The following is a 14,800-nucleotide window of genomic DNA, read 5'->3' on the forward strand; positions in this document are numbered from 1 at the left end:
AAAAATGGAGTTCCATATTCTTGTTATAAATAAGCGTAAGTTATTCCGTCTCCACCACGATCTTGATGCTCGTCTTCAAATCGGCTGACATGACTATATTTACGTAAGTAATCCCGAATGAATTTTCGCAGAATACCGTCTCCTTTACCGTGGATAATTTTTAGTGAAGGATAGCCTACCATAACAGCCCTATCCAGTACCTTCTCCAATTCATTCAATGCATCTTCGGTACGCATTCCTCTCAGGTCTATTTCCGGATTAAAATCCGCAACAGTTCCAGCTGACAATGATTTAGATAAACTTTTAGCGGATTTCTTATTTTCCCGTCCTTCGAGCTTAAGGACATTCTTCCGCTTTTGTACTGTGCGCAATTCTCCCATGGCAAGGATCAAGTTGTTTTTAGCTATTTCAACAACCTGTGCTTCAGCTCCATTGTCAATAATCTGTACCCAGTCACCTACGGTCAGTTCGGAAGATTCCGTTATTTTCTCTTTGATGACTTGCTTCGCCGCCTGTTCTTTTGGCAAAACGGCTTTCAAAGCCTGATCCAGATTGCTGCGCAGTTCACGGGTTTTCTCCTTATCAGCTTTCGCCGACTTGATCTGTGCAACCGTATTTTCGATTAATTTATTGGAGTTCTTGATGATTTCCTGAGCCTCTTCTTTGGCCTTTTTCAGTATTACCCTTTTATTTTCCTCGAGATAACTTTGTAATTCCAGGTACTCCGATTTAAGAGATTCAAGTTCTTTTTCCCTTTTATTGATGGCAACTTTCGTATCAAACACCTCTTTCTTTTCCCGTTCGAGGTCGATCAATAAGGTATCTACTTTTTTCTGTTGTACACCAATTTTCCCTTTGGCAGCCTCCAGAATATCTTTTCCCAATCCTATTTTCTGTGCTATTTCGAAGGCATAAGAACTACCGGGCTTACCGATCTGGAGAATATACATGGGGCGCATCTCGCGGTTATCGAACAACATGGAGGCGTTCTCCAGACCCGTCGTATTGCTCGCAAACACCTTTAAGTTTGAGTAGTGGGTGGTCACCACACCTCTAATCTGCTTTTTATTCAACGATTCCAACACGGCTTCGGCAATAGGTCCACCAAATAAAGGATCTGTTCCGGTACCGAATTCATCAATGAGTACCAAGGTGCGTCCATTGGCAAATTCCGTAAAATATTTCATTTTCGACAAGTGCGCACTATATGTACTGAGATCACTTTCAATAGATTGATCGTCACCGATATCAGCAAATATCTGCTTAAATACGCCTACTTTCGTCGTTGGCTCAGCTGGGATCAATAAACCCGATTGTACCATGATCTGTAGCAAACCTACCGTCTTCATACAGACTGACTTACCACCGGCATTTGGTCCGGAGACAACAATTACACGTTGCAACTGGTCGATCTGTATATTCAATGGAACGACGGTGCCTTTGTGGTGTTCGTTAAGTATGAGTAAAGGGTGGCGCGCATTGATGAGATTGATCTCCGCTTCTTTGGATAGTTCCGGCATCTCGGCCTCAATATCCAGGGCAAACAATGCTTTGGCTCTAACAAAATCTACCTTGGTCAATAAACCATGATAAGACAGCAATAATGGGAGATGTGGACGTACTTTATCTTTGAGTTCCACAAGAATTCGGATAACCTCCCGCCTGCGCTCAAATTCAAGATCTCTAATCTTATTGTTAAGCTGGAATACCTCTTCTGGTTCAATATAAGCTGTTTGTCCTGTTGCTGATTCGTCGTGGATCAATCCTTTGAGCTTTCTTTTGTTCTCCGCCAAGATGGGGATACATAGACGCCCATCGCGTACGGTCAAATTGCCATCCGCAGTCCAACCGCTGTCCTGGGCATTTTTGAAAATACTATTTATGCGTTTGAGCGCATCTTGTTCCGCACGTTGTATTTGCTGGGTGATCTCTAGTAGCAGGCGGGAAGCATTATTTTTGAGTTTTCCACGCTCGTCGATGACTGTTTCAATATCACGGATGATTCCCTTCTCTATCGGTAAATGCTCAAATAGCACTTCCAAATTTGGATATAGCCCCTCTCTTTCGTTAAAATATCGAATGATGGCGTAAACAGTTTTCAACGACAACAAGACACGAAAAAACTCTTCTTCAAGTAGAAAAGCACCTTCGACCCTAGCCTTTTCAACAATGGATTTTAAAGGAAAAAAATTCTCGACGGGAAATGCCCCATCGTTGACAAGGAGATCTTTAAATTCGCTCGTCTGCCTCAAAAAACGATCTATCTGATCAAAGCGAGTTTGTGGCTGAATTTTCTCAACCAGTTCGCGTCCTGACTCGCTCAGGCACTTTTGTTTTATTTTATCTTTTATCTCGTAAAAACCGAGTTTATCTATCGCATTTAATGGATATACCATAAAATTATATTCTTTGATGGTTAAAGTTTTGACACAGGTTTTAACACCTGTGGTGGAGTAAGGATAGGTTTCTCAAGCCTTTGCTCCATTTTTTTTGGTAACGTTGCTGTGTCCTTAGCTGAAATGCCAGGTGTTGTCGCTGGGGACGCAGGATTTCCTGAGGATGCAGGTGTTGTTGAACCGGCTGGAATATTTGAACTGACTGTAGAAAGTTGGTTCATCAAATAGCTGTCCAAACTAATGCCTGTTTTCTGCTGGAAATTTTTGTTAAACAGTGAAGATGCCTCTTTAAAGCTGAATTTTTCCTTACTTGGTTTGTAGTGGATAAGCGCATCGATATTTTCCTGATACTGTTGCTGTTGTCGCATGATACGGCTCGTGCTATCCTGAATCCGCGCATTGATAATCGAATCCCGCGTGCGGATAGAGTCTTGCTTTTTACGTTCGATATCCGTATAAAACTTATTCTGCTTAGTCAAATTTTCTTCCACTTTCTTGTAAATGGCCGACATGATCTCAGCATCTTTACCATAATAGTTCAGGTTTTTTTTTAAAGATACGGAGTCCAGTCCGTATTTGTCAAAAGTTACCTGATACAAAGGCACCATCACTTTGCGTGCACTATCAATGGGCAAAATATTGAGATACGAATCTGTCAATTGGATTTCTGTCAAAGCATTTACAAATTTGCTTTGTGAGATAATATCCTTCTCTTCTGGTCTGACACAGGAACCAAATAAAAAAATCACCGCAAGTAGATTCAGTATTAATCGTAGCATTTCGTAGTTTTGTACAAATTTACAAAAAGGACCGACATTTGGCACTTTTTACATCATCAAACTATATCGGAAATGAGTATTGCGAGTAATTTAGAAGCTTTAAGATTGGAAACTGAGGCTAAAGGCGTTCAACTTGTAGCGGTTTCAAAGACAAAGTCCAATTCAGAAATCATGGAAGCCTATGAGGCTGGACAACGTATTTTTGGCGAAAATCATGTTCAAGAATTAATTGAGAAAGCTGAGCTTTTACCCAAAGATATTCAGTGGCATATGATCGGCCATCTACAGACGAATAAGGTGAAATATATTGCCTCATTCGTTAGCTTGATTGCTTCCGTAGATTCCTTAAAGCTATTAAAAGAAATTAATAAACATGCGTTAAAAGCCAATCGTGTTATTGATTGTTTATTGCAAGTTTATATCGCTGATGAGGATACCAAATTCGGTCTGGACCATGCGGAGTTGATCGAGCTTCTTCGTGATGAAGAATTCCTGGAACTACAGAATATCCGAATTTGTGGCCTGATGGGAATTGCATCCAATACCGACAATGAAAAGGTGATCAAAGCCGAGTTTTACGAATTAAAGATGTTATTTGATGGGATTAAAGCTAGCTTCTACCGGAAAGATGATTATTTTAACATACTTTCGATGGGTATGTCATCGGACTATAAATTGGCGATTGAAGAGGGATCAACTATGGTTCGTATCGGAAGCACAATCTTTGGTAAAAGAGTAATTAAACATTATAAAAACAATGACTAAACCAATTATACGCGCAGCAATTAAGTCTGATTGCCCACAAATGCTTGAGTTAATCAAAGAGTTGGCGATCTATGAGAAAGCTCCGGATGAAGTAACGGTTTCCCTCGCGGAGTTTGAAGAAGCGGGGTTTGGCGATAATCCTATTTGGGGTGCATTTGTAGCGGAAGTTGGTGAAGAAATTGTTGGAATTTCATTATATTACGTCAGATACTCCACCTGGAAAGGAAGAAGACTTTACCTGGAAGATTTAATCGTTACCGAAAAAATGCGTGGACTGGGAATGGGTAAGCAACTTTTTGACAGGACGCTTGCCTATGGTAAAGAATGTGGTTACCATGGCATGGTATGGCAAGTTTTGGATTGGAACAAATCTGCCATCAAATTCTACGAGCGGTATAAAGCTGATTTTGATCCGGAGTGGATCAATGTATCGATCACTTATTAAATTAGAGGGGAAACAATCAATTCAATGCGGTTTTATCTTTTTTTGAAAATTTTATTTTTAGGCTGTTTGTTGTACTCATGTCAAAACAAAAGTGTAGCACCTTCCTTAGCTCAGACTGGGGATACACTCTCCTATCACAAAAAAATGGTTGATGAGCACAGTAATTATTTTCTAAAAGGAGAAGATCAATTGGATACTACTTATTTCCGGGCGAGCTATCCGGTGTTCGATGAAGCAAAAATCAATGATCTTGTCTCATCTATTGTTCATCTTGAAGGAGATACCAGCATGGAAGAAGCCGCCCATCGTTTTATAAATGCTTATAATGAATATGTGGATGATAACAATGGTAAATCTACTGCGACCTGGAACCGGGATCTTCAGGTAGATGTAGTTGCAAATACGCCCATGTATCTCGCCATACGAACAAAACAGGAGGAATATACCGGCGGAGCTCATGGCGACCATGTAACCTTATATTCAAACTTTGATAGGCAGTCTAATAGTCCCATTACAATTGACGATATTATTCGCAAAGAAGATAAAGATAAGTTTATCACAATCGCCGAACAGTGTTTTCGTAAACAAGAGGGACTGCATAAGGATGATTCCTTAAATGGAAAATATTTTTTTGAAGATGGTAAGTTTTCGCTTGCGGATAATTTTACATTTGAAAAAAACGAATTATTATTTTATTATAATATCTACGAAATTAAATCTTACGCAGAAGGCGGTACAGAGCTGCGTATTCCCTACACAACTTTTAAAGATCTGATGTCAGAAAAAGGACTACATTATATCAATAGTATCAATTAGCAATCAACTAAACTCAATAAAATAAATGCAGGTTTTTAAATTTGGAGGTGCATCAGTAAAGGATGCGGAAAGTGTCAGAAATTCAGCAAAGATTATTTCGAAATACAAAGGTGAAGCTTTGTTGGTCGTTATTTCTGCCATGGGTAAGACAACAAACCTTCTGGAGAAATTGACCAGAGAATATTATAATAATACGGGCTTGCAGTTTCAGACCCTTGAAGAAGCCAAAGCATTTCATTTTCAAATTCTTCAGGACCTATTTCCTGGAGGTGAACATCCTATATTCGATGAAATTGCCAACTGTTTCGTCGAAATCGAATGGGTTTTGGAAGAGGATCCGCAGGACTCCTACGATTACCTGTTTGACCAGATTGTGTCTATGGGCGAATTGATTTCGACGAAAATTGTCGCTGCCTATGTTGCCTTTATTGGGGAGAAAGTTAAATGGATAGATGCTCGTGATTATATATTGACCGATAATACCTACCGTGAGGCTGTCGTAGACTGGAGCAAAACAGAAGAGAAAATCCGTGCTGAACTTCCATCCATATTAGACGAATATATTGTCATCACGCAGGGTTTTCTGGGATCCACCTCGGAGAATTTCACAACAACTTTAGGCCGTGAAGGTTCCGATTATTCAGCAGCTATATTTGCGTCTTGTTTAAATGCTGAAAATGTAACAATCTGGAAAGACGTTCCGGGGGTGCTCAATGCTGATCCCAAATGGTTTGAAAAAACCGAATTGATCCCCGAACTATCGTATACGGATGCGATCGAACTTACCTATTACGGTGCGACTGTCATTCATCCGAAGACGATCAAACCGTTGCAGAATAAAAAAATCGCCTTAAATGTGCGTTCTTTTGTTGATCCGGAGTCTCCAGGAACGATAATTCGAAGTACAAATCAGACATTACCGGTTCCTTCGTTTATATTTAAAGTAAATCAGATTTTTATTTCCATTTCGCCACGGGATTTTTCTTTCATCGTGGAAGATAACCTCAGGGATATCTTTAACCTGTTTCATGAACATCGCATCAAAATCAATATGATGCACAATACGGCGATCAATTTCACCGTCGCAGTGGATGATACCGGTAAAAACCTGGTGGATTTAATTAACGATCTTGAGCAACGATTTAAAGTTACCCACGAGTCTGGTCTTGAATTAATTACGATACGTTATTATAACCAGGAAACGATCGACCGCGTTTTGGTCGATAAGGAAGTGATCAGTGAATTAAAGGATAGATATACTTGCCAGCTTCTCGTTAAGAAAATATAAATGAATAGATTGATTCTTCAAAAGGAGGTGCAGCTGTTTTTGGAAAAAAACCTGGATGAATCTCCTGTCAAAATAGCTTTAAAGAAATCTCCTTTTGAAGGAATATCGTCTTCTGAACTGGCTGCACAGCTCGATGGTATACAACGAGCAAGGACTAAAATTCCGTTATGGGCAGCGACTCCAGGTGTCTATTTTCCTGCTAAATTAAACCTAGAACAGTGTTCTTCTGAAAAAACGGCATTATTTAAAAGTTCGCTTATTCAGGAAGGTACAAATTTAATTGATGCAACCAGTGGTTTTGGTGTTGACAGCTTTTATTTTTCAATGCGGGCAAAGCAGGTGATTTCATGTGAGCTCAATCCCGATCTTGCGCAAATCTCTTCGTATAATGCAAAAATATTGTCCGCAACAAATATCAGCGTTGTAGCGGCGGATGGTGTAGATTACATACTTAACCGTTCGCAGGAGCATTTTGATTATATCTATCTGGATCCTTCGCGCAGGGTTCAAAATAAAAAGGTGTTTTTATTGGACGAATGTGAGCCCAATTTGGTTGCACTGCAAAACGATTTTTTTGAACGATCTGATGTTATTATCAGCAAGCTCGCGCCATTATTGGATATTTCTTCGGCATTGAGTATGTTAGTTCATGTAAAGGATGTATATGTGGTGTCCTTGCAAAATGATTGTAAAGAGCTTGTTTTTATTCAAGAGAAAGGCTATGAAGGCGAACCGGTCATTCATGCTGTCCGACTGCTGAGAGAGCAACAGCAGATAGTCTCTTTCACCTATACAGAAGAACGTGCAACCCTTGTGGATTATAGTGGCCCCCTATCCTATCTCTACGAACCTGATGTGGCCCTGACCAAAGCTGGAGCGTTTAAAACAATTGCCAGTCGTTTTGGGTTAAAAAAATTACACAAAAGCACCCATTTGTATACCTCCGATCAGAAAATCTCTGATTTTCCCGGGAAAGTATTTGTAATTAAGCAGGTGGAATCTTTTACAGAATTTAAGAAAAAGAAAAGTCCGCTGATAGCTGATATTATCGCTAAGAATTTTCCGTTAAAAACAGAGGCGATCAAAAAGAAGTTTAAGATTAAAGACGCCGGTGACACCTTCAGCTTCTTCACAACAGTGCTGAATGATCAGCTTATTGTCATACATACGCAGCGAATTCTAGAATAGACAATTTGATTACAATTGTCCTGTTTCTTCTCCGTAATTTTAATGTATGGATAAAATCGTATTATCAGCATTAGATTTAGCTCCTGTCAAAAAGGGAGAAAATGCAGCCAGTGCCATCGCTCGCAGTGTAAAGGTTGCCCAGCATATCGAAAAACTGGATTTTAAAAGAATCTGGGTTGCCGAACACCATAATATGGAATATATCGCAAGCTCGGCAACCTCACTACTTATACAACATATTGCTTCGAATACTGACCGGATCAGAGTGGGTTCGGGCGGTATCATGTTGCCTAATCACGCTCCCCTAGTGATCGCGGAACAATTTGGTACATTGGAAACGTTATTTCCGGGGCGAATTGATCTTGGTTTAGGTCGGGCACCGGGTACTGATCAATTGACTGCAATGGCCTTGCGAAGAAATAACTTAAATACTGCATTTCAGTTTCCGCAGGAGGTCAAAGATCTTCAACGTTATTTCAGCATAGATAATTATGATGCAAAAGTGCGTGCATTTCCCGGTGAGGGGCTGGAAATCCCTCTTTATATTCTGGGATCTAGTACGGATAGCGCTTATTTAGCGGCCAGTTTAGGGCTCCCCTACGCTTTTGCGACACACTTTGCTCCGGCCCAATTTGCCTCGGCAAGTATGATCTATCATCAGAATTTTGTGCCATCGGAGGTGTTGGATAAACCTTATTTTATTTCCTGTGTCAATGTTATCGCTTCAGAAACTACCGAAGAAGCCGAGTTTTTGTCTACCAGCTTCTTTAATTTATTCGCTGGTATTGTAACGAACACAAGGAGACCCTTATCTCCGCCGACAGACGAAGTAATTTATAAAGGAATTCCAGCCATTGAACAAGCTGTACAGAGCATGGCCTCCTGTGCTTTTGTGGGGGATAAAAACAAGATCGCCCCAGAAATAGAAAAATTTGTCAAAGATCATAAAGTCGATGAAATTATGGCTACTTCCTATATTTTTGACGACGAAAAATGCCTGCGATCATTTTCCTTGCTTAAGGAAGCACTTGCTTAAGGCGGCCTAGGGATTATATATTGTGAATTTTTATATATTTAAATAAAAATTCACAATATATGAACAGCTATTCTGCTTTTACCATACTGTTTGGGCTATTACTCATCCAAGCTTGTCATAGTCCCATGACAAAAAGGGAGGATACCTCGATTGATTCAGTTGCCACGAAAGATAGTTCGACTTTATTGTCAAAAGACAGTACGGACTTGTTGAGATCTGCGTCGGCCGATAGCTCAAAAGGGCAGATTTTTTTGGTGCGCAGTTATCGCATCTGGGAAAAAGAGGATCCCACCGCTGTATTGAATAAGGATTGGTTTGATCTCTATGAGCGCGAGGGAAAATATTATTTAGAGAAAGTGGATTATGAAATTAAAGATGGTTACGACGAATGTGCTCAGGTCCCTTCTAAAAGTGTCGAGTCTAAAAGAAACTCGCTTTTGTTTCTGAATATAAAGGGCTTAAAGCCGGGGGCCTTGGAGAATATGCAGATAAAACATTCGGAGATATGGCCCAAGGAATCCGTAGAATATAATTTCAGAAAACAGCATATTATCCTGAAAGGGTTGGGAGATATTAAATCGACCGAAGTACAAACTGACGAAAAAGGGCATGAAAAGATATTTCATGAAGTAGCTCATTATAAGCTCAATGTCGTCTTTGGAGGAACGCATGAAATGACATTGTTTCAAAAGGATCAATATGAACATGTATTTATGTCCACACAGTTTGTTGGGGATATAGATCGTGACGGGCAATTGGATTTTATCTTTTCCAATCCGGGGAACTATGAGGAAGAAGCGCTGCTTTTGTTTCTTTCTAATGGTGGAAAACCATTGGTTTTCGAGGCAGATGAACAGTTTGATTGTTAATTTGCGATCGTGGAAAAAATAAAAATAGTTCTGCATCAAATGAAGTCCATTCATCGGGCTTTGATTGCAATTTGCGTTTTTACACTTGTATATCTCTTCTCCCCGATTGAAACTTTGACCTTGTTAAGCTTGGTTCTGTGTTGGCTTGGCTTTTGTATTTCCTATATATTGGTCTCCTGGTATACGTTTTATACCATGCCGGTGACCACAATTGCCAAGAAAGCGCAGCAGGAAGACGGTAGCCAACTTTTTGTATCCCTATTTATAATAGTGGTTACGCTTAGTTGCTTTATCTCTGTGCTAATGATCATTATATCGACTAAGGAAAAACAGCTTGATAATTCATTTATTATCATTATATGTATGTTTGCTATGCTTGCATCGTGGTGTTTGGTCCATACTATATATACATTCCATTATGCGCGTTTATATTATGAAAATGATTCTAATGGAAGTGGCCTAGAATTTCCGGGCGATGATAAGCCGGATTATATGGACTTTGCCTATTTTTCATTTGTCATGGGTTGTACATTTCAGGTATCCGACGTAGGCATCTCATCAAAGAAAATCAGACGGGTTGCGCTGTTTCACGGTCTGCTATCCTTTGCACTGAATACATTCGTGGTGGCATTGACTATCAATATCATTTCCGGTTTTATCAATTGAGTTTTTAAGCTAAAAACCGTATTTTAGTCCAAAATTTATACACATGAAGTCGTTCAAACTCTTAGTCGCGCTCGTTTTATGCTTTATTACCATTGTTTCATGTAAAAAAAATGAAACACCTGATGCTGGTGCGGCTGCCGGTATTTCTGGAAGTTTTATTGGCAGGGTTCAATTTCAGGACAATTCATTGTCTGTTGATCGGTCAAATAGATTGATCCGCATTCTACCTGACGGCGGCAACCAATCGTTTAAAATTGAATTCTTTACAGGGGTGCCAAATATCACGGGAGTTCGCTTTAATAAGGATAATGACAGCACCTGGATCTCGAATGATACAACAGGACTAAAAAAGGTGACCATAGAGGGCAAATCTCTTAAAATAAACTACCAATTAAATAGTCAACGCTGGATTGTGGATGACGGGATTCGTAAATAATAATCAATCTAAATTGTCATAATAACTTCATTTTTCGTTGGGAATGTATTTCCTTATCACTATATTTAGCCAAGCATAAGGAAAAGAGAAATGAAACATATCCAGAAAATTGGAGCAATTGCTTCTGTATTTGCCATAGTCATCGCCTTGAGTGGATTTAGCTTCCAGCAGGAAAAACCTCAGGAAGAGCCCAAGCCTACAAATTTAAAAGTTTTACCGAAAAATATCTCACATGACGAATTGATCGCGACAATGAAAGAGTTTAACGTCGCGTTGGGTGTAAAATGTGGATTTTGTCATGCGCCTTCAAAAGAGGATCCCAAAAAGATGGATTTTGCAAGTGATGAAAATCACAAAAAGGAAATTGGTCGGGCAATGATCAAGATGACACAAAAGATCAACAAAAAATATTTCAATCGTAGTTGGGATAACTCACCGGCCAAAGCAATTTCCTGTAAAACTTGTCATGGCGGCAAGGAAGAACCAGAAATGGTAATAGCGAGAAACTAATCAAACTATATATTCATGTAACACCGTAAGGTTTCTCTTATGGTGTTTTTTTGTTGCCTATTCTTCTTAGTTATTGCTGTTTCGCTTAGTCCAGAGGTTTTGAAACTCATCCTAAATTTTGAACATGTGTCTGGGTGATGATATAGGTTTATCTATGACCGAAATTCTTGTCTACAAAATGTCTACAAATTTTTCGGCTTGTTTACTAAATCACCCATGTCAAGGAGTGGTTCTATGTTCCCAAAAGGGCATTTTACTTAAAAAGGGCCTTATCATGTGTAATGCTAAGACCCTTTTTGTACCCGGAGCCGGAGTCGAACCGGCACGGTTTCCCACTGGTGTTTGAGACCAGCGCGTCTACCAATTCCGCCATCCGGGCATATCCGTTTGGGATGATGCAAAAGTAAGGAAAGTTTTTATTTTTCCAAACGATCTGCTACTTCTTTTCCTAAACTGCCTGAAAATGAATTAGAAATTTTTTATAAAACTATTTGTAATACCGCTTCAAAGGCTTAACTAGCATTTTTTTCTTAATTTTAAGCTGGAAATATTAGGCAAATCATGGAAAAGGTAAAGTTAGGAAATAGTGAAATTGAATTCAAACCGATCGTTTTCGGCGGGAATGTATTTGGCTGGACTGTAGATGAGCAACAGTCGTTTGCTCTTTTGGACGCGTTCGTCGATATGGGCTTTAGTTTTATAGATACATCCAATAACTACTCTCATTGGGTACCAGGCCACACTGGATCAGAGTCCGAGTCCATTATAGGTAAATGGATCAGTAAACGGGATGTGCGGGATAAAATTCAGATTGCGACGAAGGTGGGCGGACGTCATGCCGGTAATGACAAGCCCAATTTGAAAAAAGAACATATTATCAAATCTGTTGACGAATCACTTATGCGATTGAAAGTAGATACAATAGATCTCTATCAGTCGCATCACGATGACCTTTCAACGGCCATAGATGAAACCTTGGAGGCTTATCAGCAACTGGTGCATGCTGGTAAGATAAAATGGATCGGAGCGTCTAATTTAAGTCCTGAGCGCCTAAAGGAGTCATTGGTTGTCGCGGAGAAGAATGGTCTCCCTGCCTATATTGCCATCCAGCCCGAATATAATTTATACGACCGTTCAAAATATGAGAAAGATTATGAGCAACTCGCGGTTGAAAATCACTTGGGTGTAATCACCTACTATTCCCTTGCAAGCGGATTTCTTTCTGGAAAATATAGGTCGGTGGCGGATATTAAAGATGTGAAGCGATCGGATGCCTTAAAAGGCCGGTTTGATAACCGTGGACTTCGTATTCTGGACGCCTTAGCCCAGGTAGCCCACAATCAACAGGTCGCTATGTCAACAATCGCACTCGCGTGGATTCTTCATCGACCTTCAGTCGCTGCACCTATTGTCAGTGCCACTTCCCTACAACAACTTGAGGAACTAACTAAAGCGACCAAAATAAAGTTGTCCACTGAAGAAATGTCCCTGCTAAATATAGCTAGCACATGGGAAGAAAATTAATGCGTGTTTGGTTTTAATTTGTTGGTATATAGGTTTTTAAAATAAAATTAAGCCCTATTCAGAATATTATTTGGTCAGTTTGGCCGTAAAAGGTTTGATAACTGGATTTTTTATGAATTAATTCTTTATATTTAGGGTATTAAACCTCTGTAATTCAATGCAAAAAATATCCTGACAAAATATTATTTTGTCAGGATATTTTCTATGTTTTATTGTTGTAAATAGAACAATCAGAGGTTTGCCGGTCTCTTCTCGTTCAATAGGCTAAGGACCTCTGTTGGTACCATTGCGCTAACATCTCCCCCGTTAAACCAGATATCCCGTACGATAGTTGACGATATGTGGGCCTTCCCGGATCTGCTCATCAAAAAATAGCTTTCGATCGTGGGGTTTAGTAACAGGTTGTTTTGAGCTATCGCATTTTCAAACTCGAAATCTCCCGTGTTTCGTAAACCGCGTAATATAAATTTCGCACCGACTTTCTGGCAGAAATCTACGGTCAGACCACTATACTTTACCACTTCTATCGCTTGAGCACCCTTAAAAAGATGCTGTATGCAATTGACACGCTCCTCATGGTCCAACATGCCTTTTTTGTTCGCATTATAACCTACTGCAATAATGATTTTATCAAATAGTGGCAGGGCTCTTTCAACCAGATCTTGATGAGCTGAAGTAAAGGGGTCAAACGAGCCCGGAAAAACAGCAATTTTCATACTATTGAGGATTTGTGTAAAATGAAAAAGATGAATAACCGTATTTTCTGGTTTCTATAAAATTCGGGTGTTCCTCCATCTGCCTTGTAGAAGGATGTTCTACAATAAGAAGCCCGTTGTGATTCAATAGATTGTGATCGAAGATCAATTTTGGCAATTGGGGCAGTTTCGGAATATCGTAAGGTGGATCTGCGAAAATTAGGTCATACGTATTTTTACAGCTGCTAATAAACTTAAAGACATCTGCTTTCTTTGCTTTGATCTGTTCAAGTTTCATTTTTTTTGCAGTCTCGGTAATATATTGTACACATTTAAAATGCAGGTCAATAGAATCTACCTGTTTCACTTCGCGCGAGGCTAGTTCAAAACTAATATTTCCAGTGCCCGCGAAAAGATCAAGGCAATGGAGCCCATCAAATTCCAGACGATTCTGCAAAATATTAAACAATGCTTCCTTAGCAATATCTGTGGTCGGCCTGACCGGTAAATTGGTCGGCGGGTTCAGCCTTAAACCACCTATTCTACCTCCTATTATTCGCATAATATTGAATCAAATAGTATGTTGTAAGGTGTTAAGCTGCTTTCGATCTCTTGATCCGCCAAGACCACTTTTGTTTTTAGCTCCAAGACTTCGATGTCACCCGCATAGGATGCAATCCGTTTATAATAAGAATCATTTGGAACTTCACCGGAAAGAAGAATCTTATCGATGGAATCACCCAGACTGAACTGTGTCAATATATTCAAGACGTAATAGCTGATATCATCAAGGTTATGAATTTCAAAACTGTTATAAAGCTGAAAACCCCCATTCTTGAATAGATAAAAGTCAACCATGTTGTCAGCTACAAAATGTAATCCCAACGCAGTTCCTCTGATGGATATACGTTCCTGAGCACGGTCCAATACAACGGCAAATTCAGGAAGAATCACAGCGTCAGGAAATAATCTGCGCCAACGATTTAAAAGAAGTTTATCGAACTGATATAAAGCTACTAAACCAAGGTTATCTAAATAGTAAATAAATGTATTCTCAAGATCTGAAGTGCACAAAAATTGCAGGTATTGTGCAATATTATCCTTCTGAAAAACCTCTTTGGGTATAAATGTAAAACTCTGGTGTGGGATCACAATCCGAACGAATCGAAACGGCAGACTCATTATTCTTGTTGCATCTAAAATTGGCTCCTCTGAGGGATACTCGATCAATATCGGTGCTACTGACTTCTTATCGACTACCGCTAACACATCTTTTTGGAAGCCAGCTTTTACCAAAAGGTTATACTCAGGTAAGTAATGAATGTTAAATTGTTTTGAAATATAATTCATTCGCTGAATTGTAAAAATAAAAACTTGTTAAAGCAAA

General features: G+C 39.5%; 16 protein-coding genes and 1 tRNA gene. 11 read left to right on the top strand and 6 right to left on the bottom strand.

What is annotated here, in order from left to right; all coding sequences use genetic code 11:
* Positions 1-23: 23 nt before the first annotated feature.
* Positions 24-2,396: an endonuclease MutS2 gene (locus G6053_RS13895; protein ID WP_165306810.1), complete on the bottom strand. Its 2,373-nt coding sequence runs from the start codon at positions 2,394-2,396 to the stop codon at positions 24-26.
* Between the two features lie 20 nt (positions 2,397-2,416).
* On the bottom strand, positions 2,417-3,175 hold the full coding sequence (locus G6053_RS13900) for a DUF4296 domain-containing protein (RefSeq protein WP_165306811.1): 759 nt from the start codon (positions 3,173-3,175) through the stop codon (positions 2,417-2,419).
* 72 nt (positions 3,176-3,247) lie between these two features.
* Here G6053_RS13900 and G6053_RS13905 point away from each other — a divergent pair, with 72 nt between their 5' ends.
* The 10 genes from G6053_RS13905 (at position 3,248) to G6053_RS13950 (ending at position 11,194) form a co-directional block, all read left to right on the top strand.
* Positions 3,248-3,940, top strand: coding sequence for a YggS family pyridoxal phosphate-dependent enzyme (locus tag G6053_RS13905; RefSeq protein ID WP_108634277.1), 693 nt, complete (start codon positions 3,248-3,250; stop codon positions 3,938-3,940).
* Positions 3,933-4,385, top strand: a complete 453-nt coding sequence (locus G6053_RS13910) for a GNAT family N-acetyltransferase (protein ID WP_165306812.1) — start codon at positions 3,933-3,935, stop codon at positions 4,383-4,385. The genes G6053_RS13905 and G6053_RS13910 overlap by 8 nt, the downstream gene beginning before the upstream one ends.
* Before the next feature lie 144 nt (positions 4,386-4,529).
* The gene (locus G6053_RS13915; protein ID WP_165306813.1) at positions 4,530-5,201 is read left to right on the top strand and encodes a DUF3298 and DUF4163 domain-containing protein; all 672 of its coding nucleotides are present in this window, start codon (positions 4,530-4,532) and stop codon (positions 5,199-5,201) included.
* A 25-nt stretch (positions 5,202-5,226) separates the two neighbouring features.
* Complete coding sequence (locus G6053_RS13920; protein WP_165306814.1) at positions 5,227-6,489, top strand: aspartate kinase; 1,263 nt, start codon at positions 5,227-5,229, stop codon at positions 6,487-6,489.
* On the top strand, positions 6,490-7,677 hold the full coding sequence (locus G6053_RS13925) for a hypothetical protein (protein WP_165306815.1): 1,188 nt from the start codon (positions 6,490-6,492) through the stop codon (positions 7,675-7,677). It begins immediately after the preceding gene.
* 46 nt (positions 7,678-7,723) lie between these two features.
* Entirely contained in the window at positions 7,724-8,713 is a 990-nt protein-coding gene (locus G6053_RS13930; protein WP_165306816.1) for an LLM class flavin-dependent oxidoreductase, read from the top strand.
* 59 nt (positions 8,714-8,772) lie between these two features.
* Positions 8,773-9,582 (top strand): hypothetical protein, encoded by an 810-nt coding sequence (locus tag G6053_RS13935; RefSeq protein ID WP_165306817.1) that lies wholly within the window; start codon positions 8,773-8,775, stop codon positions 9,580-9,582.
* A 39-nt stretch (positions 9,583-9,621) separates the two neighbouring features.
* Positions 9,622-10,248, top strand: coding sequence for a DUF1345 domain-containing protein (locus G6053_RS13940; RefSeq protein WP_165306818.1), 627 nt, complete (start codon positions 9,622-9,624; stop codon positions 10,246-10,248).
* 43 nt (positions 10,249-10,291) lie between these two features.
* Positions 10,292-10,684, top strand: a complete 393-nt coding sequence (locus G6053_RS13945) for a hypothetical protein (RefSeq protein WP_165306819.1) — start codon at positions 10,292-10,294, stop codon at positions 10,682-10,684.
* 90 nt (positions 10,685-10,774) lie between these two features.
* Entirely contained in the window at positions 10,775-11,194 is a 420-nt protein-coding gene (locus G6053_RS13950) for a c-type cytochrome (RefSeq protein WP_165306820.1), read from the top strand.
* 299 nt (positions 11,195-11,493) lie between these two features.
* Here G6053_RS13950 and G6053_RS13955 read toward each other — a convergent pair.
* Positions 11,494-11,573: transfer RNA gene (locus G6053_RS13955), tRNA-Leu, on the bottom strand.
* A 182-nt stretch (positions 11,574-11,755) separates the two neighbouring features.
* On the opposite strand from G6053_RS13955, the gene G6053_RS13960 reads away from it, so the two are divergent.
* Positions 11,756-12,718 (top strand): aldo/keto reductase, encoded by a 963-nt coding sequence (locus tag G6053_RS13960; protein WP_165306821.1) that lies wholly within the window; start codon positions 11,756-11,758, stop codon positions 12,716-12,718.
* Positions 12,719-12,948: 230 nt separating this feature from the next.
* Here G6053_RS13960 and coaD read toward each other — a convergent pair whose 3' ends face one another.
* Genes coaD through G6053_RS13975 form a run of 3 tightly spaced genes read right to left on the bottom strand, consistent with a single transcriptional unit; the run spans position 12,949 to position 14,763 of the window.
* Positions 12,949-13,434: a pantetheine-phosphate adenylyltransferase gene (coaD, locus tag G6053_RS13965; protein ID WP_108634266.1), complete on the bottom strand. Its 486-nt coding sequence runs from the start codon at positions 13,432-13,434 to the stop codon at positions 12,949-12,951.
* 1 nt (position 13,435) lies between these two features.
* Positions 13,436-13,975 carry a 16S rRNA (guanine(966)-N(2))-methyltransferase RsmD gene (gene rsmD / locus G6053_RS13970; protein WP_165306822.1) on the bottom strand — a complete coding sequence of 180 codons (540 nt, stop codon included), beginning with the start codon at positions 13,973-13,975 and terminating at the stop codon, positions 13,436-13,438.
* Positions 13,966-14,763, bottom strand: a complete 798-nt coding sequence (locus tag G6053_RS13975; protein ID WP_165306823.1) for a DUF3822 family protein — start codon at positions 14,761-14,763, stop codon at positions 13,966-13,968. The genes rsmD and G6053_RS13975 overlap by 10 nt, the downstream gene beginning before the upstream one ends.
* Positions 14,764-14,800: the final 37 nt, after the last annotated feature.

The organism is Sphingobacterium sp. DR205, from assembly GCF_011064245.1.
Classification (GTDB): domain Bacteria; phylum Bacteroidota; class Bacteroidia; order Sphingobacteriales; family Sphingobacteriaceae; genus Sphingobacterium; species Sphingobacterium athyrii.